The organism is Bradyrhizobium symbiodeficiens (assembly GCF_002266465.3).
GTDB classification, from domain to species: Bacteria; Pseudomonadota; Alphaproteobacteria; order Rhizobiales; family Xanthobacteraceae; genus Bradyrhizobium; species Bradyrhizobium symbiodeficiens.
This window is the reverse complement of record NZ_CP029427.2, coordinates 3,998,991-4,025,431: the sequence shown is the minus strand read 5'-3', so window position 1 is coordinate 4,025,431 and position 26,441 is coordinate 3,998,991. Positions and strand designations below refer to the sequence as shown.

At 65.3% G+C, this 26,441-nt stretch carries 22 protein-coding genes and 1 riboswitch; of the genes, 21 read left to right on the top strand and 1 reads right to left on the bottom strand.

All coding sequences use genetic code 11. From position 1 onward, the window contains the following. Positions 1-191 precede the first annotated feature (191 nt). From CIT39_RS18680 to CIT39_RS18635, 10 genes are all read left to right on the top strand, one after another. Complete coding sequence (locus tag CIT39_RS18680; RefSeq protein WP_094977753.1) at positions 192-509, top strand: FtsB family cell division protein; 318 nt, start codon at positions 192-194, stop codon at positions 507-509. A 314-nt stretch (positions 510-823) separates the two neighbouring features. Continuing rightward, positions 824-1,846, top strand: coding sequence for a pyruvate dehydrogenase (acetyl-transferring) E1 component subunit alpha (gene pdhA, locus CIT39_RS18675; protein WP_094977754.1), 1,023 nt, complete (start codon positions 824-826; stop codon positions 1,844-1,846). Between the two features lie 29 nt (positions 1,847-1,875). Continuing rightward, positions 1,876-3,261: a pyruvate dehydrogenase complex E1 component subunit beta gene (locus CIT39_RS18670; RefSeq protein WP_094977755.1), complete on the top strand. Its 1,386-nt coding sequence runs from the start codon at positions 1,876-1,878 to the stop codon at positions 3,259-3,261. A gap of 3 nt (positions 3,262-3,264) precedes the next feature. Then, positions 3,265-3,567 carry a DUF5076 domain-containing protein gene (locus tag CIT39_RS18665; protein ID WP_027529768.1) on the top strand — a complete coding sequence of 101 codons (303 nt, stop codon included), beginning with the start codon at positions 3,265-3,267 and terminating at the stop codon, positions 3,565-3,567. Positions 3,568-3,569: 2 nt separating this feature from the next. Then, a complete protein-coding gene (locus tag CIT39_RS18660; protein WP_028141599.1) occupies positions 3,570-4,022 on the top strand; it encodes a nucleoside deaminase in 453 nt (150 codons plus the stop codon). A gap of 62 nt (positions 4,023-4,084) precedes the next feature. Further along, the gene (locus tag CIT39_RS18655) at positions 4,085-5,440 is read left to right on the top strand and encodes a pyruvate dehydrogenase complex dihydrolipoamide acetyltransferase (RefSeq protein WP_094977756.1); all 1,356 of its coding nucleotides are present in this window, start codon (positions 4,085-4,087) and stop codon (positions 5,438-5,440) included. Between the two features lie 22 nt (positions 5,441-5,462). Next, positions 5,463-5,696 (top strand): hypothetical protein, encoded by a 234-nt coding sequence (locus tag CIT39_RS18650; RefSeq protein WP_094977757.1) that lies wholly within the window; start codon positions 5,463-5,465, stop codon positions 5,694-5,696. A 17-nt stretch (positions 5,697-5,713) separates the two neighbouring features. Next, positions 5,714-7,135 carry a dihydrolipoyl dehydrogenase gene (lpdA, locus tag CIT39_RS18645; protein ID WP_094977758.1) on the top strand — a complete coding sequence of 474 codons (1,422 nt, stop codon included), beginning with the start codon at positions 5,714-5,716 and terminating at the stop codon, positions 7,133-7,135. A gap of 140 nt (positions 7,136-7,275) precedes the next feature. Then, positions 7,276-8,517, top strand: a complete 1,242-nt coding sequence (locus tag CIT39_RS18640) for a threonine synthase (RefSeq protein WP_094977759.1) — start codon at positions 7,276-7,278, stop codon at positions 8,515-8,517. A 206-nt stretch (positions 8,518-8,723) separates the two neighbouring features. Continuing rightward, positions 8,724-9,695 (top strand): tripartite tricarboxylate transporter substrate binding protein BugD, encoded by a 972-nt coding sequence (locus tag CIT39_RS18635; RefSeq protein WP_094977760.1) that lies wholly within the window; start codon positions 8,724-8,726, stop codon positions 9,693-9,695. A gap of 121 nt (positions 9,696-9,816) precedes the next feature. On the opposite strand, the gene CIT39_RS18630 is transcribed toward CIT39_RS18635, so the two are convergent. After that, the gene (locus tag CIT39_RS18630) at positions 9,817-12,003 is read right to left on the bottom strand and encodes a lytic transglycosylase domain-containing protein (RefSeq protein ID WP_094977761.1); all 2,187 of its coding nucleotides are present in this window, start codon (positions 12,001-12,003) and stop codon (positions 9,817-9,819) included. 324 nt (positions 12,004-12,327) lie between these two features. Here CIT39_RS18630 and CIT39_RS18625 point away from each other — a divergent pair, with 324 nt between their 5' ends. The 11 genes from CIT39_RS18625 (at position 12,328) to CIT39_RS18575 (ending at position 26,434) form a co-directional block, all read left to right on the top strand. Continuing rightward, the gene (locus CIT39_RS18625) at positions 12,328-14,064 is read left to right on the top strand and encodes an adenylate/guanylate cyclase domain-containing protein (protein WP_094977762.1); all 1,737 of its coding nucleotides are present in this window, start codon (positions 12,328-12,330) and stop codon (positions 14,062-14,064) included. A 105-nt stretch (positions 14,065-14,169) separates the two neighbouring features. Next, positions 14,170-14,349 carry a hypothetical protein gene (locus tag CIT39_RS18620; protein ID WP_094977763.1) on the top strand — a complete coding sequence of 60 codons (180 nt, stop codon included), beginning with the start codon at positions 14,170-14,172 and terminating at the stop codon, positions 14,347-14,349. Positions 14,350-14,495: 146 nt separating this feature from the next. Continuing rightward, complete coding sequence (locus CIT39_RS18615; protein ID WP_094977764.1) at positions 14,496-14,705, top strand: hypothetical protein; 210 nt, start codon at positions 14,496-14,498, stop codon at positions 14,703-14,705. Positions 14,706-14,813: 108 nt separating this feature from the next. Further along, the gene (locus CIT39_RS18610) at positions 14,814-15,065 is read left to right on the top strand and encodes a hypothetical protein (protein ID WP_244607606.1); all 252 of its coding nucleotides are present in this window, start codon (positions 14,814-14,816) and stop codon (positions 15,063-15,065) included. A gap of 86 nt (positions 15,066-15,151) precedes the next feature. Then, positions 15,152-15,376, top strand: a complete 225-nt coding sequence (locus CIT39_RS18605; RefSeq protein ID WP_094977766.1) for a hypothetical protein — start codon at positions 15,152-15,154, stop codon at positions 15,374-15,376. A 103-nt stretch (positions 15,377-15,479) separates the two neighbouring features. After that, complete coding sequence (locus tag CIT39_RS18600; protein ID WP_094977767.1) at positions 15,480-18,773, top strand: ATP-binding protein; 3,294 nt, start codon at positions 15,480-15,482, stop codon at positions 18,771-18,773. Then, positions 18,770-19,207, top strand: coding sequence for a response regulator (locus CIT39_RS18595; RefSeq protein WP_094977768.1), 438 nt, complete (start codon positions 18,770-18,772; stop codon positions 19,205-19,207). Before CIT39_RS18600 ends, CIT39_RS18595 begins: the two co-directional genes overlap by 4 nt. A gap of 28 nt (positions 19,208-19,235) precedes the next feature. Further along, a riboswitch (cobalamin riboswitch) is annotated at positions 19,236-19,450 on the top strand. Between the two features lie 114 nt (positions 19,451-19,564). After that, positions 19,565-21,802, top strand: coding sequence for a TonB-dependent receptor (locus tag CIT39_RS18590; protein ID WP_094977769.1), 2,238 nt, complete (start codon positions 19,565-19,567; stop codon positions 21,800-21,802). 76 nt (positions 21,803-21,878) lie between these two features. Continuing rightward, positions 21,879-22,460, top strand: a complete 582-nt coding sequence (locus CIT39_RS18585) for a hypothetical protein (RefSeq protein WP_094977876.1) — start codon at positions 21,879-21,881, stop codon at positions 22,458-22,460. Between the two features lie 1,435 nt (positions 22,461-23,895). Further along, complete coding sequence (gene ilvD / locus CIT39_RS18580; protein ID WP_094977770.1) at positions 23,896-25,620, top strand: dihydroxy-acid dehydratase; 1,725 nt, start codon at positions 23,896-23,898, stop codon at positions 25,618-25,620. Next, entirely contained in the window at positions 25,607-26,434 is an 828-nt protein-coding gene (locus CIT39_RS18575; RefSeq protein WP_094977771.1) for a tetratricopeptide repeat protein, read from the top strand. The genes ilvD and CIT39_RS18575 overlap by 14 nt, the downstream gene beginning before the upstream one ends. The last annotated feature ends 7 nt before the right edge of the window (positions 26,435-26,441 follow it).

Here is a 26,441-nt window from a genome sequence, read left to right as displayed (position 1 = left end):
GCGGCCACACGAAAGGTCCTCATCCTGAGGAGGCGCGCCAGCGCCGTCTCGAAGGATGGCCGCGGGCGACATCCGGGTCTTCATGGTTCGAGACGGCCGCTGCGCGGCCTCCTCACCATGAGGGTCTGCAAGTGCGAGGCCGGACGAGGGCAATTAGCACTCCCTTAACCAACCTGTCCCATGTTCCCAGGATGGTCTCCCGCGCGCGCCTGAAATCGATCCTGACCGGTCTTGCCCTCTACGCGATGGCAGCCGCCATCGTCGGCTATTTCGGCGTCAACGCCTATACCGGCAAATACGGCCTCAACGCCCGCCAGGAACTCGACCAGGAGATCATCGCCCTGACGAGCGAGCTGGCCCAGCTCAAGCGCGAGCGCGCCAGGAGCGAGCAGCGGGTGTCGCTGCTGCGGTCCGAGCGGATCGACCCCGACATGCTGGACGAGCGGGCGCGCTACCAGCTCGACTATGTCAATCCGCGCGATCTCGTTCGGATGATCCCGGCGAAGTAATGCGGGCTCGGCGCGCGCTGCTGCCTCCCCGAGCACAGCGACCCCTCGCTGATTCCGTCGAGCCGACGCGACCAAGATATGCGCAGAGCGCGCTGCCGTCGCGCGAATGACCTCGGCGCGTCTGCGATCTGGCTCTCCACACACCTTGACGTGAGTTTGGAGCTAATGTTGCCCGATGAGCGCCAAACGTTGTGCAATATTTCGATCACGTTGCAGTGCGGCATAACGAAACCTGTGCCGCGTCGCCGCAGCGCTTTCGCGCCCGTTTGAGTTGGGTTAGAGAGGACGAAAGTTTTCTCTGACCCGGAATTCCTATGGCCGCACCCAAGAAAGCCGCCGCAAGCACGCCACAAGACAAGACCGACGGCGGTTCGCCCCCGGAATTCACCAGGGAGCAGGAGCTCAAGGCGCTCCGCGACATGCTCCTGATCCGGCGGTTCGAGGAAAAGGCCGGCCAGCTCTACGGCATGGGCGCGATCGGCGGCTTCTGCCACCTCTATATCGGCCAGGAGGCCGTGGTGGTCGGCATGCAGATGGCCCTGAAGCAGGGCGATCAGGTCATCACCGGCTATCGCGATCACGGCCACATGCTTGCCACCGGGATGGATGCCAACGGCGTCATGGCCGAGCTCACGGGCCGCCGCGGCGGTTATTCCAAGGGCAAGGGCGGCTCCATGCACATGTTCAGCAAGGAGAAGCACTTCTACGGCGGCCACGGCATCGTCGGCGCCCAGGTCTCGCTCGGCACGGGTCTCGCCTTCGCCAACAATTATCGCGGTAACGGCAATGTCAGCGTCACCTATTTCGGCGACGGCGCGGCCAACCAGGGCCAGGTCTATGAGAGTTTCAACATGGCGGAGCTCTGGAAGCTGCCGGTGATCTACGTCATCGAGAACAACCGCTACGCCATGGGCACATCGGTCTCGCGCGCCTCGGCACAGCAGGATTTCTCCAAGCGCGGCGCGTCGTTCAACATCCCCGGCAAGCAGATCGACGGCATGGACGTCCGCGCCGTCAAGGCCGCGGGCGAGGAGGCTGCGGCCTGGTGCCGCGCTGGCAAGGGCCCCTTCATCCTGGAGATGCAGACCTACCGCTATCGCGGCCACTCGATGTCCGACCCTGCAAAATATCGCACGCGCGAGGAAGTCGAGAAGGTCCGCCACGACCAGGACCCGATCGAGCAGGTGCGCAACCGCCTGTTGGCCGCCAAGGTCAGCGAGGCCGACCTCAAGGCGATCGACGCCGAGGTGCGCGACATCGTCAACGCGTCCGCAGATTTCGCCCAGCATGATCCCGAGCCGGATGCCGCCGAGCTCTGGACCGACATTTACCGCTGAACGCGCGCAAGCTTTCTTTTGGAGCCGATATGCCAATTCAAGTGCTGATGCCCGCGTTGTCGCCCACGATGGAGAAGGGCAACCTCGCCAAATGGCTGAAAAAAGAGGGCGAGACGATCAAGTCGGGTGATGTCATCGCCGAGATCGAGACCGACAAGGCGACCATGGAGGTCGAAGCGACCGACGAGGGCACGCTCGGCAAGATACTGATCCCGGAGGGCACTGCTGACGTCGCGGTGAACACGCCGATCGCGACCATCCTCGCCGACGGTGAAAGCGCCGACGACCTCGCGAAGGCGCCTGCGCCGGCTGCGCAGAAGGCCGCCGAATCCGCACCGCCTGCCGCCGCAAAGGCCGAGGCGCCCGCGCCCAAAGCCGCGCCGGCGCCGCAGGCCGTCGCCGAGCCCGATCCGGAAGTGCCCGCCGGCACCGAGATGATCACGCAGACGATCCGCGAAGCCTTGCGCGACGCCATGGCCGAAGAGATGCGCCGTGACGCCGATGTCTTCGTGATGGGCGAGGAGGTCGCTGAATATCAGGGCGCCTACAAGGTGACGCAGGGCCTGCTCCAGGAATTCGGTGCCAAGCGCGTGATCGACACCCCGATCACCGAGCACGGCTTTGCCGGCGTCGGCGTCGGTGCCGCCATGACGGGGCTCAAGCCCATCGTGGAGTTCATGACCTTCAACTTCGCCATGCAGGCGATCGACCAGATCATCAACTCCGCGGCCAAGACGCTCTATATGTCCGGCGGCCAGATGGGCTGCTCGATCGTGTTCCGCGGGCCCAACGGCGCGGCCGCGCGCGTCGCCGCCCAGCACAGCCAGGACTATTCGGCCTGGTACTCGAACGTCCCCGGCCTCAAGGTCGTCGCGCCGTTCTCGGCCGCCGATTACAAGGGCCTGCTCAAGGCTGCGATCCGCGATCCCAATCCGGTGATCTTCCTCGAGAACGAGGTGCTCTACGGCCACACCGGCGAGGTGCCGAAGCTCGATGATTTCATCATCCCGATCGGCAAGGCTCGAATCGTGCGCACCGGCAGTCACGTCACCATCGTCTCCTGGTCGAACGGCATGACCTACGCGCTGAAGGCCGCCGACGAACTCGCCAAGGAGGGCATCGAGGCCGAAGTGATCGATTTGCGCACGCTGCGCCCGATGGACACCGAGACCATCATCAACTCGGTGAAGAAGACCGGCCGCGCCGTCACGGTGGAAGAGGGCTGGGCCCAGAGCGGCGTCGGCGCCGAGATCGCCGCGCGCATCATGGAGCGCGCCTTCGACTATCTGGACGCGCCGGTTGCGCGCGTCTCCGGCAAGGACGTGCCGATGCCCTATGCGGCGAACCTGGAGAAGCTCGCGCTGCCTTCGGTGGCTGAGGTGGTCGAGGCCGCCAAAGCCGTCTGCTACAGGTAGACCATGGCGGGCCCGAAGGAGCAGCCGTTACCACCCGACGTCCTTGCCCGCGACGACGCGGTCGAGATCCTGCGCGTGTTCGTGCTGGACGGCGGGCTGTCGATGGCGTTCCAGCGGGCCTTCGAGGAGCCCGACATGTGGGGCTTGCTGCTGGTCGATCTCGCCCGTCATGCTGCGCGTGCTTATGCGCGCGAGAGCGAATATACCGAAGAGGACGCACTGAACCGGATCCTGGAGATGTTCCAGGCCGAGATCGAGCGTCCGACCGACACCGGCACCACGACGCCGCGCGGCAAGGGGCACTGACCGTGGCGATCGAAGCGCATCATTTCGATTTCATGCTGGAGGCGATCCGCGAAGCGGAGGCCTCGATCGCGCAAGGCGGCCTGCCGATCGGCGCTGTGCTGACGCGCGACAACAAGATCATCGCCCGCGGCCATAACAACCGCGTGCAGGAGAACAATCCGATCCTGCATGGCGAGATGAGCTGCCTGCGCGAGGCCGGCGCGATCTCGTTCCATGACACCGTCATGTACACCACGCTGTCGCCATGCTCGATGTGCGCGGGCGCGCTGGGGCTGTTCAAGGTGAAGCTCGTGGTGATCGGAGAGTCCGTCACCTTCGAGGGGTCCAAGGACATCCTCGACAAGTTCGGCATTCCCTGGATCGATCTTGCCGACGACCGCTCCATCACAATGATGAAGAATTGGCGTTCCATCCCTGCCAATGAGCGCCTCTGGCAGGGCGATATCGGCAACTAAACCTGGTCTGTTCGTCTCCGCTGTCGGAGGCGAATTTTTGCAAAGTTCTTCTTGAGGTCAGCATGCCCATCAACATCCTGATGCCCGCTCTCTCGCCGACGATGGAGAAGGGCAACCTCGCCAAATGGCTGAAGAAGGAAGGCGACAAGGTCAAATCCGGCGATGTCATCGCCGAGATCGAGACCGACAAGGCGACCATGGAGGTCGAGGCCATTGACGAGGGCACGATCGCCAGGATCCTGGTGCCCGAGGGCACGCAGGACGTTCCGGTCAACGACGTGATCGCGGTGCTCGCCGGCGAAGGTGAGGACGTCAAGGCCGCGGGTGCCGCCAAGCCCAGCGCTTCAGCCGCACCTCCGAAAGCTGCCGAGGCTCCTGCTGCGGCGCCGGCTCCCGCAGCTGCGCCTGCTGCGCCCAAAGCGGCCCCGCCGCCCGCTGCTGCACCTGCGCCGCAGGCCGCAGCACCGGCCGCACAGAGCAACGGCCAAGCCGGCCGCGTGTTCTCCTCGCCGCTGGCGCGGCGTCTGGCCAAAGAAGCCGGCATCGATGTCGGCATGGTCACCGGCAGCGGCCCGCACGGCCGCGTGGTCGCGCGCGACGTCGAGCAGGCCAAGTCCGGCAAGGGTCTCAAGGCACCCGCTGCGGCACCGTCAGGTGCACCCTCGATCGCTCCGACCATGTCGGACAAGCAGATCCTGTCGCTGTTCGAGCCCGGCTCCTACGAGGTCGTCCCGCACGACGGCATGCGCCGCACCATCGCGCAGCGCCTAACCGCGTCGATCCAGAACGTCCCGCATTTCTATCTCACGATGGACTGCGACATCGGCAAGCTGCTCACCGCGCGTGAGGAGATCAATGCCGCCGCGCCGAAGGACAAGGAAAAGAAGCCGCTCTACAAGATCTCGGTCAACGACTTCGTCATCAAGGCGATGGCGGTCGCGCTGCAGAAGATCCCGAACTGCAACGTCAGCTGGACCGAAAGCGGCATGGTCAAGCACCATCATTCCGACGTCGGCGTTGCGGTAGCGATGCCCGGCGGCCTGATCACGCCGATCATCCGGAAAGCGGAGACCAAGACGCTCTCCACCATCTCCAACGAGATGAAGGACTTTGCCGCGCGCGCCCGCTCCCGCAAGCTGAAGCCGGAAGAGTATCAGGGCGGCACCACCGCCGTCTCCAACCTCGGCATGTACGGCATCAGCCACTTCACCGCCGTGATCAACCCGCCGCATGCCACCATCCTCGCGGTCGGCACCAGCGAGGAGCGCCCCGTCGTGCGCGGCGGCAAGATCGAGATCGCGCACATGATGAGCGTGACCCTGTCCTGCGATCACCGCGCCATCGATGGCGCGCTCGGTGCCGAGCTGATCGGCGCGTTCAAGCAGCTGATCGAAAACCCCGTGATGATGATGGTCTGACGCCGCGGCAGAGGGGGCAATTTTGCATGTCCGTACCCGCTGGCCATGGATATCGCTGCTGCTCGGAGCCGTCGTCGCGCTCAACCCGATCGGGCTCGATTTTCTGCACTCTGCGTTCTTTGCCGGCGAGCAACTGGCACGGAACATCGCCCAGCCTATCGTGCTCATCGCTCTGGCCGTCATGGTCCTGGCGGTGATGCTCGAATGGCTGGTGAGATCTTTTCTGGTCAAGCGCCGCGCTCGCGGCGCCTCTTGAGTTGAACGGGAGCCGCCATGGCCGACACATCCTTCGACGTCATCATCATCGGCTCCGGTCCCGGCGGCTACGTCGCCGCGATCCGCGCCGCCCAGCTCGGCCTCAAGACCGCGATCGTCGAGAAGTCGTATCTCGGCGGCATCTGCCTGAACTGGGGTTGTATCCCGACCAAGGCGCTGCTGCGCTCGGCGGAGATCTATCACTACATGCAGCATGCCGGGGATTACGGCCTGTCGGCGGAGAAGGTGTCGTTCGATCCGAAGGCGGTGGTGCAGCGCTCGCGCGGCGTCTCGAAGCGGCTCAACGACGGCGTCGGCTTCCTGATGAAGAAGAACAAGGTCAGCGTGATCTGGGGCGCGGCGACGATCGACGCGCCCGGCAAGGTCACCGTGAAGAAATCCGACGTCGAGGCGCCGAAGGGCGCGCTGGGCGAGGGGAGCTATCAGGCCAAGCACATCATCGTCGCCACCGGCGCGCGTCCGCGCGTGCTGCCGGGGCTCGAGCCCGACAAGAAGCTGATCTGGACCTATTTCGAGGCGATGGTCCCGGAGAAGATGCCCAAATCGCTGCTGGTGGTCGGCTCCGGCGCGATCGGCATCGAGTTCGCTTCGTTCTTCCACACCATGGGCTCGGAGGTCACCGTCGTCGAGGTGCTGCCGCAGATCCTGCCCGTCGAGGACGCCGAGATCGCGGGCCTTGCCCGCAAGCGCCTGGAGAAGCAGGGCATCAAGATCATGTCCTCGACCAAGGTGACCAAGCTCGAGAAGAAGGCCGACAGCGTCGTCGCCACCATCGACGACGGCAAGGGCAAGCCTGTCACGACAGAGTTCGAGCGCGTCATCTCCGCCGTCGGCGTCGTCGGCAACATCGAGAATCTCGGCCTCGAAAAGCTCGGCGTGAAGACCGAGCGCGGCTGTGTCGTGATCGACGGCTATGGCAAGACCAACGTCCCCGGTATCTACGCCATCGGCGACGTCGCGGGTCCCCCGATGCTCGCACACAAGGCCGAGCATGAAGGCGTGATCTGCGTCGAGGCGATCAAGGGCCTGCACCCGCATCCCATGGACAAGCTGCTGATCCCCGGCTGCACCTATTGCAATCCGCAGGTGGCCTCGGTCGGCCTCACCGAAGCCAAGGCGAAAGAAGGCGGCCGCGAGATCCGCGTCGGCCGCTTCCCCTTCGTCGGCAACGGCAAGGCGATCGCGCTCGGGGAGGATCAGGGCCTGGTCAAGGTCATCTTCGACAAGAAGACCGGCCAGCTGTTAGGGGCCCACATGGTCGGCGCCGAGGTCACCGAGCTGATCCAGGGCTACGTCGTCGCCATGAACCTGGAGACCACGGAAGAAGAGCTGATGCACACGGTATTCCCGCATCCGACCCTGTCGGAGATGATGAAGGAGGCCGTGCTGGATGCGTATGGACGGGTGTTGAATATTTGATTCGTTCTCCGCTCGTCATGCGCGGGCTTGACCCGCGCATCCATCAAACGAGCTGCTATTCAAGTGATGGATTGCCGGGTCAAGCCCGGCACTGACGGATGCAAGAAACTGGCGACACAAGAAAGAAGAAAGATCGAGCCATGCACGACAACGACAATCTCACTATCGAACGACCGACCTTCGTCACCCATCTCGAATGCGCGATGGAGGGCGACCACTACGCCGCCGACCAGGTCCACAATCTCTCCAAGGCCGGCAAGCCGCTGCTGGTGCGCTACGATCTCGCCGGCGTGAAGAAGTCGCTGACCAACGACGCACTTGCGCAGCGACCCGCCGACATGTGGCGCTATCGCGAATTGCTGCCGGTGCGCAAATGCCAGGACATCGTCTCGCTCGGCGAGGTGACGACGCCGCTGATCCGACTGCCGAAGCTCGGCAAGAAACTCGGCGGCGGCGAGATCATCGTGAAAGATGAAGGCCGCCTGCCGACCGGCTCGTTCAAGGCGCGCGGCCTCGTGATGGCGGTGTCGATGGGCAAGGCGCTTGGCATCAAGCATATGGCGATGCCGACCAACGGCAATGCCGGTGCGGCGCTGGCCGCCTATGCGACGAGCTGCGGCATCAAGACCACGATCTTCTGTCCGGCTGACACGCCCGAGGTGAATGTCAGCGAGATCGAGCTGCAGGGCGCGACCGTCTACCGCGTCAACGGCTACATCGACGATTGCGGCAAGATCGTCGGCGAGGGCAAGGCCAAGGTCGGTTGGTTCGACACCTCGACGTTGAAGGAGCCGTATCGCATCGAGGGCAAGAAGACGATGGGCCTCGAGCTCGCCGAGCAACTCGGCTGGGACGTGCCCGACGTGATCTTCTATCCGACCGGCGGCGGCACGGGCCTGATCGGCATGTGGAAGGCGTTCGACGAACTCGAGAAGATCGGGTTCATCGGCTCCAAGCGTCCGCGCATGGTCGCGGTGCAGGCCTCCGGCTGTGCGCCGATGGTGCGCGCCTACGAGGCCGGCACCGAGCACGCCACGCGCTGGGAGGACGCCCACACCATCGCGTCGGGCATCCGCGTGCCGCAGGCGATCGGCGATTTCCTGATCCTGCGCGCGGTGCGCGAGAGCAAGGGCTTCGCCATCGCGGTCGATGACGACAAGATCTCGGCGGCGCTGAACGAGGTCGCGCGTGAGGAGGGGCTCTTGCTCTGCCCCGAGGGCGCCGCGACTTATGCCGCCTACAAGGACAGCCTCGCCGATGGTCGCGTCTCGAAGGCCGACCGCGTCATGCTGTTCAACTGCGCGACGGGTCTGAAATATCCGCTGCCGAAAGTCGACCGCACGCTCGATCGTCACAAGCCGATCGACTACACGCAGTTTTAGCTTAGTTCTCCCTCGCCCCGTTCTTGCGGGGGCGCGACGAGCTTTGCTCGCGCTGGGAGGGCCGGGGGTGAGGGGCTGCTTCCGCAAACACGGTGCTGGTTGCGTTCGCGGAGACTCCCCTTACCCGAACTACTTCGCAATTCGACCTCTTCCCGCAAGCGGGGCGAGGTGAAGAAAAACAACAATGACATTGCTGGGAGAAGACAATGACGAAGGCCGTCTGGGCTGCGCTGTTTGCTGTTCTCACTGTGACCGGCGCCGCGCGCGCCGATGACTATCCCACCCATCCCATCACCATCATCGTGCCCTTCGCGGCCGGCGGACCGTCGGATGCGATGGCGCGTGTGCTCGCCGAGCGGATGCGTACTGCGCTCGGCCAGCCCCTCGTGGTCGAGAACGTCACCGGCGCGGGCGGCTCGATCGGCGTTGCCCGTGCCGTGCAATCGCCGCCGGACGGCTACACAATCTCGTTCGGCCATCTCGGCACCCACGTCGCCAACGGCGCCGTCTACAAGCTCAAATACGACCTCGTCACCGACCTCGAGCCCGTGGTGCTGCTGCCGAGCAATCCGATGATCGTCGTCAGCAAGAACGCGGTGCCGGCGACGTCGCTGAAAGAGCTGATCGAATGGCTGAAGTCGCGGCCGTCGCCGCCGACGGCGGGCACCGCCGGCGCAGGCTCCGGCAGCCACATCGCCGGCGTCTATTTCGAGAGCGTCTCCGGCATCAAGCTGCAATACGTGCCGTATCGCGGCACCGCGCCGGCGCTGAACGATCTCATTGCCGGCCAGATCGACATCATCGTCGACCAGACCTCCAACTCGATCGCCCAGGTTCGCGCCGGCACCATCCGCGCCTACGCCATCACCGACAGCAAGCGCCTGGCCTCGGCGCCCGATATCCCGACCGCGGAGGAGGCGGGCCTGAAGGGCTTCAACATGACGCTGTGGTCGGGCCTGTGGGTGCCGAAGGGCACGCCGAAGGAGATCGTGACCAAGCTCAACGCCGCAGCCGTGGAGGCGCTGAACGATCCCGCCGTGAGGAAGCAGCTCGAAGGCCAGGGCCTGGAGATGACGCCGAAGGACCAGCTCACCCCCGAAGCGCTCGGCGCGCGGCAAAAGGCCGAGATCGCCAAATGGTGGCCGATCATCAAGGCTGCGAACATCAAGGTGGATTGAGGGCCGAGGTGCGTAGATCTCGTAGGGTGAGCAAAGCGCAGCGTGCCCACCATCCTGATTCATCTGAGAGGTTGGTGGGCACGGCGCAAGTGCGCCTTTGCCCACCCTACGACACCGGTGTTTATTCCGCCGGCGTCGCCACGGCAGCGGCGTCCTTCGTCACCACGCGCTCGTCGCTCTTGCCGGCGACCATGCTGCCGCCCTCGAACCGGGCGCGGTACACCAGCACGTTCTCCATCACGCGCTGGACGTAATTGCGCGTCTCCGACAGCGGGATACGCTCGACCCAGTCGACCGGATCGACATTGGGATCCCTGGGGTCGCCGCGGGCCTGCACCCATTCGCGCACGCGGCCGCGGCCGGCATTGTAGCCGGCGAAGGTCATGATCTGGTTGCCGCGATATTCCGACAGCAGCGCGCTGAGCTCGGCCGCGCCCATTTGCGTGTTGTAGACGGGATCGGAGACCATCTTGTCCCAATCATAGGTCAGGCCGAAGCGCTTGGCGGTGTCGCGGCCGGCTTCGGGCGTCACCTGCATCAGCCCGACCGCGTTGGCCGCCGACTTGTCGCGCTGGTCGAACGAGCTTTCGGTGCGCGCCACCGAATAGATCACGCTGGTCTCGATCGCGGGTGCGACCTGCTGGTGCGCGGGGATGCCGATGGTCGGGAAGGCGTAATGGTCCAGCGCGAGGCCGCGCGCCAGCGCCGACTTGCCGACCTCCAGCATGACGCGCGCGTCGTTGCGCTGTCCGGCGAGCGCGCCGAGGGCTTCGAGGGCCGCGACGTCGGTGCTCTCCCGGGCGAAATCCTCGGCGTAGTAAAACACCGTGTCACGCTCGCCGATGCCGTAGAGCATGCCGGCGGCACGCACGCGTTCGTCCGCGGCCGGGGTGTCCAGCGCGGCCAGCACGGGTGAGGGCGGCCGCAGCTCGATGCGGTCGAGGCCCAGCTTGGCGCGCGCGAGCTGGCCGTAATAGGCGGTCGGATAGCGCGCGGCCGCCCGGTAGCTCAGGCGCGCATCGGCGGTCGCACCCATCGCCTCGGCGGCACGGCCGCGCCAGTAATTGGCACGCGACAGTGCGATCGGATTGGCCGAGCCTTCGTCGATGGCGGCGAAGTGCGCCATCGACGCCTGGGGATCCCGAAGGAAGCGCAGCGCAATCCAGCCGCACATGAAATGATAATCGACGCGGTAGACTTCCTTCTCGGGCACCGCCGCGGTGCGCACCACGTCATACGCCGCTTTGAACTTGCCCTGGTCGAGCAGCTTGCGTGCGAGCATGCGACGCTCGCGCCACCAGGCATCGGTGTCCTGGGAGGCCATGGTGTCGGGTGCGGCGGCCAGGATCAATTCGGCGGCGTCGTCGATGCGGTCCTTCTGCAGGTGCCATTGGGCGCGGCACATCACATAGCCGAGATCGCGGCGCGCTTCGGCCGGGACGTCCTCGAGATCATCCTTGGCCTTGCTGGCCTTGCCGGTGACGGCGGCGCACGCCTTGACGATCGCCAGCGCATCCTCGCCGAGCCGTTTTGCGGCGCGCCGCGCACCGGCATAGTCCTTGGCGCCGAGCCGCTTGTCCATGCGGGCACGATGATCCTCGGCGGTGAGGAGATCGCGGAACGCCTCGTAAGCGTCTTCCTCGCTGCGCTCGGACAATTCGTCGGTGCGCCAGGCCTCGCGCACGAGGCGCGTGGCCCTGTCGGTATCGCCTTCCGTGAGCAGCACGCGGGCGAGGGCGAACTTGCCCTTGGCGCTGATCGGCCGGTCCATGGTGAATTTGTGCACGGTGGCGGCGTCGCTCTTCTCCTGCCAAAGCCGGGCTTCGGCGCGCCGGCGCAGCAGGGTGCGGCTCGGCCAGTCCGGACTGGCGGCGAGGAAGGCGGCATAACGCTTGAAATTCGCCGTGCTATCGGAATGGCGTAGCATGAACCAGTCGGCGACCTTCTGGCCGGCGGGATCGATGATGCGGTCGCGCGCCGCGCTCGCATCATCCGTTTTGCCCTTGCGCGCGAGGTCGATCGCATCCTTCAGCGCGGCGAGGTCGCCGGTCAGAGGCGGCGGTGCCGGCTTGTCCGAGGGCGCCTCGTCGGTCTTCTTCGACTTGCGCTTGGCCTCGGCATGCTTGCCATGGCGGGATTTCACCGCCGAAGATCTGGCCGCGGCATGACGCTGCTTGCCGGCCTTCGCCTCGTGCGACTTCTTCGACGCGGACGATTTGTGGCTGCTCTTCGCCGCCAGTTCGGTGGGAAGGAGGGCCATTGCGGCGACGGCAACGAGACACGCGAGCGAGCGTAGGCACTGGTTCATTCCATGGTCCCCCTGCGAAACCACTACAAACCAAGGTCCGCGACGACAGGCGGCTTGAGAATCAAAGACACCAAAAACGATGCCATGACATCGTTTCGCATTCCTCACGCTGTCGCAACAATGCGGCAAAATACGGATTGGAACTGGGGAGCTTCCGAAAACGCGGAAAAGGCAGCGCCTTTAACCTTCGTTAACGCATTCGGGTCGTGTCGCGACTTCCAGGGGCTCACGACGTCACGGGCGGGCAGATGCGCCATGTTCCCGCGGCCAAATCCGGTGTATTGAGTTCCCAGTTCCATCCTCTTGGCCATTGCTCCCGCACCTATGCCGATTTTCAACCAGTCGATCCGGCGCAAGATCGTCGGCATCGCCCTCGGATTGATCGTCCTGATGCTGGTCACCTCGATCCTGTCGATGGTGATGTCGAGCCAGGTCGGCGTCCTGCTGGACGAGCTGACCAACCGCTACATCCCGGCCTATAGCCATCTGGCCCGCGCCAACGTCCGCTCGCTGGAGCGGGCGCTGGCGCTGCGGCGGATGGTCATGACCAGGATGGGCGCGCAGTCGGACGAGGAGGCCTATGCGGCGCGGCTTCGTGACTTCGAGGCACTGGACCGCAAGTTCGAGGAGGAGGCCGAGACCGCGCGCAAGCTCATCAACGCGATCATCGACGATCCCAGGACGTATTCCGACAATGCCGCGCTGGGGCGGATCGACGTTCGCATCGAAACCGCCGTCACCGAGCTGCGGCGCGATCTGGACGAGGGCAATGCGAAGCTGCTCAAGCAGATTGAGGCCAGGGACATGGCCGAGGCCCGGGCCACGCTGGAACACCTCGATACGCAGCGCAATGCGTTCGACCAGAGGGTCGATGCGATCCGCGCCGAAATGCTGACCCAGGTCTTCTTCTCGACGTCGCAGGTGATCAGCCGCCAGCATCAGGCCATCGTCATTTCGGGCGTCGTCACGTTGCTCGCGGCGATCGTCGGCTTCGCCTTCGCGCTTCTGGTGTCCAGCGGCATCACGCGGCCGGTGCGGCTGCTGCTCGCCGGAGCCCGCGAGGTCGAGGCGGGCCGCTTCGACAAGTCGATCACCGTCTCCACGCAGGACGAGATCGGCGAGCTTGCCGCGGCGTTCAACCGCATGACCGAGCAGCTCAGGCACAATGAGCGCATCCGCGAGACCTTCGGCCGCTACATCGATCCCAAGGTGGTGCAGGGCCTGATCGACCGGCCCGAGGTCGCCATCGACGGCGAGCGCCGCGTCATGACCATCATGTTCTGCGACATGAGCGGCTTCACCGCGATGAGCGAGGGCATGACCCCGCGCGGCCTCGTCAAGGTGATGAACCACTATCTCACGGTGATGTCCGCACCCGTCAGGAGCAATCGCGGCATCATCGACAAATATATCGGCGACGCGATCATGTCCTATTGGGGCCCGCCCTTCGTCGAGGAGGACGAGCAGGCTCTGCTTGCCGCCGTTGCGGCAATCGAGATGGCCGACCAGGTCCCCGCGCTGCAGCGTCAGCTGCCCGACCTGCTCGGCATTCGCGCGATGCCCGCGCCGTGCGATTTGCGGATCGGCATCGCCACCGGCGAGGTCCTGACCGGCAGCATCGGCTCCGAGCTGATGATGAGCTTCACCGTGATGGGCGATGCCGTGAACCTGGCGTCGCGGCTGGAGGCCGTCAACAAGGTCTACGGCACCCGCATCCTGATCTCGCAGGCCACGGCCGAGGCGATCGGATCGCGGCTCGAGCTGCGCGAGATCGATCGTCTGGCGGTCGCCGGCCAGAGCGCTCCGCAGGCGATCTACGAGGTGATGGCGCGGGCGGGCGCGCTCACCGGCGCACGGGACGGCCTGCGCGCGCACTATGCCGAAGGGCTCGCCGCCTATCGTGCCCGGCGTTTCGACGAGGCGCGCGCCGCCTTCAGTGCCGCGCTCGAAGCCGTGCCCGGCGACGGCCCCTCGCGCATTATGCTCGGCCGCATCGCGCAGTTCGAGGCGAGCCCGCCCGACGAAGGATGGGACGGCGCCTGGCGGCTGGACAGCAAATAGGCTGTCGCACCGGAAAAATTCATTCTGCTCGATAACGATGTTCGCCGTGACCTATTTCCCGGGCCTAGGTTGGGTGTCCTTGAGGCGTTTGATGGGGACACGCCGATGACACATCTTGAGGACAGGCTGGAACGGTTCGAGACGCTCACCGCCGAATGTGAGCTGATCGCCAAGCTCGCCACCGACAGCACCAAGCGCGAGTTCTATCTGAAGCTTTCGGAGCAATACCGTCAGCTGGCGGTGGACATGCGGCAGGCGATCGCGGCCAAGGCCGCTGCGGCCTGACGCCGGCTGCAATCCGTTCTTAAGGTTTGGCGCGCATCCTGCGTGTGAGCGTCGCGTTTCTCGATTGCTCGCAGTGGGAATGCCGGGGCTTCGTTGCAATGCAGCGCACCCCGTGAACGTCATCGCCATCCTGACAGGCCAATCCCATGCGCCTCGTTGCCGTGATCATCATTGCGCTCATGACGGCGGCCTGCGACCGGGAGCAGGACATCACCGGCTCGACGTCGATCTGTCCGCTGCGGAATACCAGCTATAATCCCCGCGACTTGAACCAGTGCGTCAGTGCCTGCAAATCGTGCGATCGCGGCACCACGGTCACCTGTACCACCTCCTGCACCCTCAAGGGCGCGCGCTGAGCTGCCGTTCTCGTGGCACTCCCGGCGGCGGTGCTCGGGCACCGGAACGATTCACATGGGCCAATCATTGAGGGGGCAGGCAGGACGCGGAGTCCGACGGAAATGGGTATGCTCGATCCCGGTCGATTTCTGGTGTCGTGCTCGTATTGCAATGCATGGCCGATGGCGGCCAATGTGAAGCGGTCGAGCTGGATGGCCACCCCGCACGAGGTCCGCTTCGTCTGTACGCGCTGCCACCGCGAGGAGACCGCGATTGTCTCGGCCTCCGGCGAATTGACCCCCATCAAGCGCGTCGATGTGCCGCCCCGCGACGTCGCTGTCGCGTGGGCCCAGGCCCAGCGTTCCCGAGGGCGAGCCTGACCGGCGGCTGGTTCGACTTTCCGGATGGAACCCGACCGGCCCCTCGAACGTTTTGTGCCGGGATATCAACGTGAGGGGCCGGACGAATGATCGGCGAGCATTTCGACACCCGGACGCGGATCAACATGAAGTTGGCGCTTGATCGGATCTGCCGCGATCGTCCGGCGGGCGAGGATCACGGTTTCCGCCGGTCGGTTGCGGAGAGCATCGTCCGCTGCGCGCTCGCGGGACGGACCGGGATCGGCCAGCTGGTCGATGCCGGTGAACGGGCGGTGATCAAGACCGGTTCGCCAAGGCAATCGGCCCAGTGACAATTGCGTGCGCGCGTCGCGTGCGTCGGAGCCCCAAGTGAACAGTGCTGTCGAGCCAACAACGGCGAGGGCTCCCGCAGATTTCCTCTCAGGCGGTGGAGAAATGGGTGCACGCATGCGCGCCCACGACTGGACCAGCACGCCGCTGGGAGAGCCGCAAAGCTGGCCGCGCAGCCTCAAGACGGCCGTGCGCATCATGCTGACCTCGCGCCAGCCGATCTGGATCGGCTGGGGACGGGAGCTGATCTATCTCTACAACGACGCCTACAAGTCGATCATCGGCGGCAAGCATCCCTGGGCGCTGGGCCGGCCGACTGCGGAAATCTGGCGCGAGATCTGGACCGACATCGGCCCGATGCTCGCGACCGCGATGGGAGGCGACGAGGGCACCTACGTCGAAGAGCAACTTCTGATCATGGAGCGGAGCGGCTATCCGGAGGAGACCTATTACACCTTCTCCTACAGTCCGATTCCCGATGACGACGGTCTGGTCGGTGGCATCATCTGCGCCAATACCGACGACACGCGCCGTGTCATCGGCGACCGGCAGCTTGCGCTGCTGCGCGAGCTTGCGGCGACGACCGCCGAAACGCGCAGCCTTCAGGAGGCTTGCCGCCGATCGAGCCTGGCGCTCGCGACGGACTCGCGCGACGTGCCGTTCGCGCTGATCTATCTGGTCGAGCCCGAGGGGCGCGAGATCGCGTTGGTGGGCAGGTGCGGTATCGATGCCGACCATCCCGCGGCGCTGGCGCAGCTCCCGTTGGAGGGGCCGGCGCTCTGGCCGCTTGCCGAGGTCATTCGCGAACAGAAGCCGCAGGTGGTCTCCCATCTCGCCGCGCGCTTCGGGGCCGAATGTCCGCGCGGCGCATGGGACGTGCCGCCGCGGCAGGCGGCTGTGATCCCCATCCCGGCCCGCGGCGAGACGGCCCGCAAAGGGGTGCTGGTCGCCGGCCTCAATCCATTTCGGCTGTTCGACGACGACTATCGCAATTTTCTCGAACTTGCGGCCGGCGAGATCGGCGCCAGCCTGGCCAATGCGCAGGCCTACGAGGAGGAGCGTCGACGTGCCGAGGCGCTGGCTGAGATCGACCGCGCCAAGACGACGTTCTTCTCCAACATCAGCCACGAGTTCCGCACCCCGCTGACGCTGATGCTGGGACCGATCGAGGACGCGCTCAACGATACCTCGCTGACGTCGCTGCCTGAGGTGCAGCGCGAGCGGCTCGACGTTGCGCATCGCAATTCGCTCCGCCTGCTGCGGCTGGTGAACAGCCTGCTCGACTTCTCCCGCATCGAGGCGGGGCGGGTGCGGGCGAGCTTCGTCCCGACCGATCTTGCCGCGTTCACCGCCGAACTCGCCTCGAACTTCCGTTCGGCGACCGATCGGGCCGGCTTGCGCCTGATCATCGCCTGTCCGGCGCTGCCGCACGACGTCCATGTCGATCGCGAGATGTGGGAGAAGATCGTCCTCAACCTGATGTCCAACGCGTTCAAGTTCACCTTCGAGGGCGAGATCGCGGTCGAGATGGGCACCAGCGCCGACGGCAAGTCCGCCGAATTGCGCGTGCGTGACACCGGCACGGGGATTCCCCCGGACGAACTGCCGCATCTGTTCGAGCGCTTTCATCGCATCGAGGGAGCGAAGGGACGCACGTTCGAGGGCAGCGGTATCGGGCTCGCGCTGGTGCACGAGCTGATCAAGCAGCACGGCGGCGCCATCACGGTGGCGAGCGAATTCGGCCGCGGCAGCGTTTTCACTGTTACGATCCCGTTCGGATCGGCTCATCTGCCGGCAGAACGTGTTGCCGACCGCCTTGCGACGACGCTGACGACCGGAAGCGGAGTCGAAGCCTATGTCCAGGAGGCGCTGCGCTGGCTGCCGCAGGATGAGGGCGCCATGGATCTGCGCGGTGATCTCACGCTGGAGAGCACGAGCGAGACGCCGGACGCCTCCACACGTGGCAGCGGCGAGCGCATCATCCTCGCGGACGACAACACCGACCTGCGCAACTATGTCAAGCGTCTGCTCGAAGCCCAAGGCTACAGGGTGGAGGCCTTCGCCGACGGGCAGGGCGCGCTGGACGCCGCGAGGCACCATCGGCCCGACCTTATCCTGTCCGACGTCATGATGCCGCGCCTCGACGGCATCGGGCTGCTTGGCGCATTGCGCCGCGACGACAATCTGCGTGGATCGCCCGTCATCCTGTTGTCGGCGCGCGCCGGCGAAGAGGCCCGCGTCGAGGGGCTGGAGGCCGGCGCCGATGACTACGTCAACAAACCGTTCTCGGCGCGCGAATTGTTGGCGCGGGTGCGCGCCAATCTGCAGCTGGCGCGCATTCGCAGGGATGCCGAGGAGATCCAGCGCCGCCAGGCCGCGCGACTGGAGGCTGTCGTCAGCACCGTGCCGACCGCGGTCTGGTTCACCCACGACCGCGAGGCGAAGCGGGTTTTCGGCAATGCCTATGGAGCGCGGCTATTGCGGGTCCGGCCCGATACCAACATGTCGCTGTCGGCGCCCGAGGGCGAACGTCCGGCCTGCCGCGTCCTTCGCAATCGCGTCCAGGTCGAGACGTCCGAACTGCCGCTGCAGCGCGCGGCCCGCGGCGAGGAAGTCGCAGGCGAGGAACTCGAGCTCTGCTTCGAAGACGGCTCCTCGGTCACCGCGATCTTCCAGGCGTCTCCGATCGTCGACGCCGCCGGTGTGTTCCAGGGCGCGGTCTGCGCGGCCATCGACATCACCGAGCGCAAGCGGCAGGAGCGCCATCGCGAACTGCTGGTCAACGAGCTCAATCACCGCGTCAAGAACACGCTGACGACAGTGCAGTCGTTCGCGCTCCAGACCTTGCGCAACGCATCCAGCCTGGCGGAGGGGCGCAAGGCGTTCGATGCGCGATTGATCGCCTTGTCGAAGGCACACGATGTGCTCGTCAGGGAAAATTGGGAGTCCGCGGAACTGAGAGAGGTCGTGACCGAGGCTCTCGCCGCGCATGCCGAGCCGGAGAGTGCGAGGCTCAATTTCAGCGGGCCCGATCTGCGCATGCGGCCTTCGGCTGCACTGGCCATCTCGATGGCGTTGCACGAGCTCGCGACCAACGCCGTCAAGCATGGCGCCCTGTCGAACGGTTCGGGAACCGTCGACCTCGCCTGGAAGGTCGACGATCGCTTCGAGCTGTGCTGGACCGAGCTGGGCGGTCCCGCCGTGGCCCCGCCGTCGCGGCGCGGGTTCGGCACCCGCCTGATTCAGCAGGGGCTGCCCCACGAATTCGGCGGCGCCGATGTCGATCTGCGCTTCGCGCCTGAAGGCGTCGTTTGCGTCATTCGCGCGCCGCTGCATGAAATCCGCGCCAGCCTGGGCGGATTCGATATCGCAACGATGGCTGTCGGGAGGCCCTCATGAAACCTGAAACCGATCTGGCTGGCCAGCGGGTCTTCGTCGTCGAAGACGAGTCGCTGGTGATGATGCTGCTCGAGGATTCCCTTGTCGATGCCGGTTGCGAGATCGCGGGCATGGCCTCGCGCGTCGATGACGCGCTCGAGAAGGCGGCTGCGCTCTCGTATGACGTTGCCGTCCTCGACGTCAATCTCAACGGGCGGCAGACTTTCGAGGTCGCGCGCTGTATCGCAGAACGCGGCATACCTTACGTGTTCGCCACCGGTTACGGTCCTGCGAGCCTGCTTGCGGACTTCCGCCACGTTCCGATCCTGCAGAAGCCGTTTCAGCAACAGGACCTGGAGACCGCGCTCCGCCAGGCTCTGGCGGCGCAGGGGGAGCGGAACGAACCCGCTCCCCCCGGCGAGCTTCCGGCCACGCAGAGCTGTTCCCTGGCGTAGCCGTCGATTGACTCGCCAAGGCGTTGGCCCCTAAATGACCGGTGACGGTTCTCCTCACGGAGATCAAAAGGGAATGTGGTGCGGGACGTCCCAACGCTAAGGATTTGTCTCAACGCCACGGCTGCCCCCGCAACTGTAAGCGGTGAATCTTTCGTCTCATGCCACTGGGAAACTCGGTCCTGGGAAGGCGACGCAAGGTAACGACCCGCGAGCCAGGAGACCTGCCGTCAGCCGTGGTCACACGCGAAGATGTCGGTCGGGGAGTACAGACATCGGCTTCACCGGAGCAATCCATGGCTCTGCCGTGAAACCTCGTTCGCTGTGACGTGCCACTGACGTCATACCGAGGTTACAATTGTGTCCCGTGTCGTCCCTGCCGCCAGGCGCCTTGCCGCCGGCCTGCTCGCATCGGTTTCCTTCCATTCGTTCGATCTGTCTCCCGCCTTTGCCCAGCGGGTCCTGGCCGAGCAGCTGCCATCGATCGAAGTGACCCAGCCCTCCGATCAGAACCGCACGCGCGCGAGGGCAACCGGTGACGGCGAGACGACGCGGCGCAAGACGATCGCGGATGTCGCGCCGGCAGGAAATGGCGTCGGCTCATCCGGCTCCGGCGGTGAAACTGCCGCCGGCAACGGCGGCATCGTCGGGGCTGCCACGACCGTCATCACGGCCGCGGATATCGCGCATTCGCCATCGCAGACGCTTGCCGAGATCATCGCGACGCAAGTTCCCGGCGCCCAGATCACGACGTTCTACGGCGGCCCGATCGCTGCCAAGACCGGCGTGGACCTGCGCGGCTTCGGCGCCTTTGCCACCGCCAACACGCTGGTGCTGGTCAATGGCAGGCGGCTGAACGACGTCGACATGGCGCAGGTGGACCTCTCCACCATCCCGCTCGATTCCATCGAGCGCATCGAGGTCACGCGCGGCAATTCCGGTGCGGTGCTCTACGGCGACAATGCGGTCGGCGGCGTGATCAACATCATCACCAAAAATGGCGTCGGCGGACCGCCCGTGAGCGCTCGCATCGAGGCCGGCTTCGGCTCGTTCAACACCCGGCTCGGCAATGTCTCGACCTCGCTCAATTCCGGTCCGTGGTCGACGTCGTTCTACGGCAATGCGGTCAGGACCGACGGCTATCGCGATAACAATCGCTATTCCCAGAAGAACGCCGTCGGCAATCTCAATTACACCACGCCCGGCCTGACCGCATTTCTCACTGTCACCGGCGACAATCAGGAGCTGCGACTGCCGGGCGGCCGCACCGTCGATCCCTCGATCGGCCTCGACGAGCTCAGGGCCAACCGGCGAGGGACCAGCACGCCGTTCAACTACGCCAATCAGCAGGGTTTCAGCGCGACTGCGGGCTTTACCAGGACCCTGGTCAACGGCGTCGATCTCATCGTCGATGGCGGCGTGCGTGACAAGAAGCAGCAGAGCGCGTTCTTCTCCAGCCCGGCACCGGTTCCTGCCTTCTTCACGTCGACCTATGTTGGCTCCCATCTGACGAATTGGTCGATCACGCCGCGGCTCAGCGTGAAGAGCCTGCTGCTCGGCATGCCGTCGCAGCTCCTGACCGGCATCGACTATTACGATGCCAGCTTTGAACAGAACCGCGGCGCCGGGCAGGGGCTCGCGGCCTGGCACAATTACGACCTCAGGCAGCAGACGGTCGCGGGTTATTTCCAGCACAATTTGGGGATAACGCCCACCACCGACGTCTCCTACGGCGCGCGGGTGCAGACCATCGGACTTGCGGCACGCGACAATTTCGATCCGGCCGCGCCGTTCAACGCCGACATCGGCGCGCTGCCGCTGACGAGCAACGAGACCCAATATGCGCTGCATCTCGGGGCCGAGCATCGCCTCAATGACGTGGTCTCGCTGTTCGGTCGCGCCGCGCGCGCCTTCCGCACCCCCGACGTCGATGAGCGTCTGTCCTCGGGGCCGTCCTTCGACCCGCTGACCTTCGCTTCAATTCCGCAAACCTTCCAGCTCAAGACCCAGACCTCGGAGGACATCGAGGGCGGGCTGCGCATCAAGGGCGGCGGGTTGCAGCTGCAGAGCAGTGTTTATCTGATGGATCTCACCAACGAGGTCCATTTCAGCCCGGTCCTGTTCTACAACACCAATCTCGATCCGACCCGGCGCTACGGTTCGGAGACCAGCCTGTCCTATCGCGTCAACGACGCCCTGCTGTTGCGCTCCGGCGTGGCCTATACCCGTGCCGTCTTCCGCGAAGGCATCTGGGCCGGCAACGATGTGCCGCTGGTGTCGCGCTACACGGCGAGTGCGGGTGTCACCTGGAACATCTGGCAGGACTATGTGGTGCTCGATGCGACCGCGCGGTTCTGGAGCGAACGGCGCATGGACAACGACCAGGCCGGCACCCAGAAGCCGATCCCCGCCAACGGCACCATCGATCTCAAGCTCGGCGGCCGATATGAACGCTACTTCTGGTCCCTGAGCGTCAACAATGTGCTGAATGCGCTCTACTACGACTACGCCATCGCGAGCACCTTCACGGATGGCCGCTTCAGCGCCTATCCGCTGCCGGGCCGCACCTATCTGCTCAAGGCCGGTGCAACGTTCTGATTTACGTCAGGCTGTTACGCGCGCCCAAATGTACTAGACCTCAAAGAGAAGGAGATCACCCGTGCCTCTCAACACCATGGCTCATGGCATCCTGCCGTCTCGCGGCGATCGCTTCCGGCTTCACCCGGTCGCGTCGCGCCTTGCGCCGATGTTCTGCTTTGCGCTGCTGACGGCCTCATGCGCGCTCGCCAGCTTCGCGTTCGCCTGTGCAACGCCGTTTGCGGCCTTCGCGGTCGTTGCCGCGGCGATGCTGCCGCAGCGCCCGGCGCTGCTCGTCGTCACGGGCGCCTGGCTCGTCAACCAGACCATCGGTTTCGGCGTGCTGCATTATCCAGTCGACTCCAGCACGATTGCCTGGGGCTTTGTTATCGGCGCGGCTGCGCTTCTCTCGACCGCGGCAGCGTCGACGGTGCTCGGCCTGCTGCCGCGGGGCCGCACGCCGCTGATGCTGGCGATCGCGCTCGTCGCCGCCTTTGCCGTCTATGAGTTCGCGCTGCTCGCCGCGACGCCGTTCCTTGGCAGCGAGGGCGCCTTCACCGCCGCCATCGTGATGCGCATCGCTCTGACCTGCGCCGTCTGGCTCGCCGGCCTCGTTGCCGTCTGCGAGATCGTGCGTCTTGTCGATCCGTCGGGGCCCAAGCGAGCGATGTCGGCCTGAGCGGACGATCGTGACCGTAGCCCGGGTGGAGCGCAGCGTAATCCGGGGCCGCTCGCCCGGCATTTTGCACTGTCCCGGATGTCGCTGCGCTCATCCGGGCTACTGACCGTTGCCTGTGTCGCCCTCTGTCAATCCACGCACGCAAAAAGATTCCACTTTACCGAAATTCGGTTTCGGCGTATGTGTCGCCCATCCCGGCTCACCCAAGAGGGGCGACGTGAAGTCGTCATGTTCGCGAGCCGGGGTTGCGGTGGACGCGGCAGCGTCGGCACGAGAGGTGCGGGCAGGGCGGGTAGTCCCTGTGAGTCCGTAACCGCGTGCGGACGACGGCGCTGTCAGGCTTCGTCTCGCTCGTAAGTTTCCGGCTCTGTCGACAGGGCCCGGGAATACTGCGGCGACATGGCGGGCCGTGCGTACGGCAAAACCGTGTGGTCCTGACCGTCGTTGCCACGGTCAAGCTGTTCGAAGATGTGCGCGAGCCCAACCGGGTGGACGGCATCGTCAATTTGAACGGCGAGGGAGGCCAAAAGGAATGGTCGGCTCCCGGGAGATCACGGCATAAGCCGTCCAGCCACTGCGCAGGGAAGGCCGAGTGATCGGCGACACCTGTATGCTGCTGTGCGGTCTTTTTTGCGCGTGCTTTTCGCGCAGCGGACCGCGGGTGCCAGCCGGCACCCGGCCTTCCCTGTGCCCTCTTGGATTCAGAGGGTAGCGAGACCAAGCAAAGCTCGGGCGAAACGCGCCGCGAGATTGCGAAGGCGTGTCTGCAGCCACACACTCAGCGTCATCGCCCGCCTTGTGCGCGCTTGCGCACAGGGGCGGGCGATCCAGTACTCCAAGACGGCAGTGATTGAACTGAGAAGCCGCGGCGTACTGGATTCCCCGCCTGCGCGGGGAATGACAGCGATAATTGGAGAACCAATTTGCCGCCTCAGCGGATCGTCCGGTTCGACGGTGCGCTGCAGAGCCGGGGCCTATCCATCCGCTTCGCAGCCTTTCGCCTTTCTGGTCCAGGCCCTGCCGCTCCGCTCGCGCGTTGCGGCTTGTCCGGGACGCCAGGCGAAAGCCATTCGTGAGGGGAGCGCGCCCGACTCAGCCGCGCGGTCACCGTGTCGTGGAGCAAACTCGGAGGTGAATTGCCGAAACAAAATCTGAGGTTGTGGTGGGCCCTCCCAACGAGGGTATTGCGGTAGTTCGACTCGTGTCTTCCGGGTAACGATTGTGGTGTCCCCGCAACACTCATTCCGGATTTAACCTTCATTACCGGCCGTTCGCATCGCCGCCGCTTTTTGGCCACACCCGAACATGAATAAAATCACTCTAATGTTTTAGGGCAGCGGCGATCTTCGAGGGCGACGAGAAATCCCAAGGTCGATTCAAATCTTGGCTCTGATTTTTCGGGTCTGAAAGGGTTCACCGGGGAAACTGGTTTGCGATGGACGCGAAGACCGACATCAAGCAGAGGCTGCCGAGCCGTCACGTGACGGAAGGGCCAACGCGCGCGCCCCATCGCTCCTACTTCTACGCCATGGGTCTGACCACCGCGCAGATCCACCAGCCCTTCGTCGGTGTCGCTTCCTGCTGGAACGAGGCCGCGCCCTGCAACATTTCCCTGATGCGCCAGGCCCAGGCTGTGAAGAAGGGCGTGGCGTCCGCCGGCGGCACGCCGCGCGAATTCTGCACCATCACCGTGACCGACGGCATCGCCATGGGCCATGACGGCATGCGCTCCTCGCTGCCGTCGCGCGAATGCATCGCCGATTCGGTCGAGTTGACCGTGCGCGGCCATGCCTATGACGCGCTCGTCGGGCTCGCCGGCTGCGACAAGTCGCTGCCGGGCATGATGATGGCGATGGTCCGTCTCAACGTCCCCTCGATCTTTATCTATGGCGGCTCGATCCTGCCCGGCACGTTCCGCGGGCAGCAGGTCACCGTGCAGGACATGTTCGAGGCCGTCGGCAAGCACTCGGTCGGCGCCATGTCGGACGAGGACCTCGACGAGATCGAGCGCGTGGCGTGCCCCTCGGCGGGCGCCTGCGGCGCGCAGTTCACCGCCAACACCATGGCGACCGTCTCCGAGGCGATCGGCCTTGCGCTGCCTTACTCGGCCGGTGCTCCGGCACCCTACGAAATCCGCGATGCCTTCTGCATGACCGCGGGCGAGAAGGTCATGGACCTGATCGCCCAGAACATCCGGCCGCGCGACATCGTGACCCTCAAGGCGCTGGAGAATGCCGCCGCCGTGGTTGCCGCGTCCGGCGGCTCGACGAATGCTGCGCTGCACCTGCCGGCGATCGCGCATGAGTGCGGCATCAAGTTCGACCTGTTCGACGTCGCCGAAATCTTCAAAAAGACACCATATGTCGCGGATTTGAAGCCGGGTGGCCGTTATGTCGCCAAAGACATGTTTGAAGTAGGTGGCATACCGCTTCTGATGAAGACGCTGCTCGACAATGGCTTCCTGCACGGTGATTGCCTTACCGTCACGGGCCGCACGATCGCCGAAAACCTCAAGAGCGTGAAATGGAATCCGCACCAGGACGTGGTGCACCCGGCAGACAAGCCCATCACCGTCACTGGCGGCGTGGTCGGTCTGAAGGGCAATCTGGCGCCAGAAGGTGCGATCGTGAAAGTCGCGGGAATGTCCAACCTCAGGTTCACCGGTCCGGCCAGGTGCTTCGACCGTGAGGAGGATGCTTTCGAGGCGGTCCAGAAGCGCACCTACCGCGAAGGCGAAGTCATCGTGATCCGCTACGAGGGGCCCAAGGGCGGTCCCGGCATGCGGGAAATGCTCCAGACCACCGCGGCGCTGACCGGCCAGGGCATGGGCGGCAAGATCGCGCTCATCACCGACGGCCGTTTCTCCGGCGCCACCCGCGGCTTCTGCATCGGCCATGTCGGGCCCGAGGCGGCCATTGGCGGCCCGATCGGGCTGCTCGAGGACGGCGACATCATCGAGATCGACGCGGTCGCCGGTACCCTTAACGTAAAATTGAGCGACGCCGAGCTCGCCCAGCGCAAGACCAAGTGGAGCGCTCGCGCGACTAACCACACATCAGGTGCGCTCTGGAAATATGCTCAACAGGTTGGACCAGCGGTCGGGGGGGCAGTGACCCATCCGGGCGGCGCGCACGAGAAACAGTGTTATGCGGACATCTAGGCGTGCCATTGTTGCGTTTGTGTTGGGGGCCAGTGCGCTGGCCGCGCCGGCGCTTGCCTTCGACGGCGCGCCGGTCAACCCGAAGGACGCCACCATCCCGGTCGTGACCGCCTTGCCCAATGTCACGGGTGGAGTGCGCGGCAAGGTCGCGCCGGCGGCCGTGCCTCAGGAGACCTCGCTCAGCGCGCTGCAATATGCCGCCGAGGGTGGTCACCCCATCGCGCAGTGGAAGCTCGGCCGCATGTACGCCAATGGCGACGGCGTCGCCCAGGACGATCTGCGCGCCTTCGAATATTTCAGCCGGATCGCCAATGCGCATGCCGAGGACAGCCCGTCGGCGCCGCAGGCGCAGATCGTGGCCAACGCCTTCGTCGCGCTCGGCCGCTATTATCTCAGCGGCATCCCGAACTCGAAGATCAAATCGGATCCGGATCGGGCGCGGGAGATGTTCTCCTATGCGGCGTCCTATTTCGGCAATGCCGACGCGCAATACGATCTCGCCCGGCTCTACCTGAAGACGCCGGACGCCTCGCGCGAGGATTTCCGGTACGGCGCGCGCTGGCTCGGCCTTGCCGCGCAGAAGGGCCAGCATCAGGCCCAGGCACTGCTCGGCCAGATGCTGTTCAACGGCGACCGCCTGCCGCGGCAGGCCGCGCGCGGCCTGATGTGGCTGACGCTGGCGCGTGACAGCGCCGGCGCGGAAGAGACCTGGATCAAGGAAAACTACAACCGCGCCCTCGCCAAGGCCTCCGACGACGACCGCGCCATGTGCCTGCAGATGCTGGAGCAGTGGGTGCAGGGCCGCCGGGATTAAAACCCCG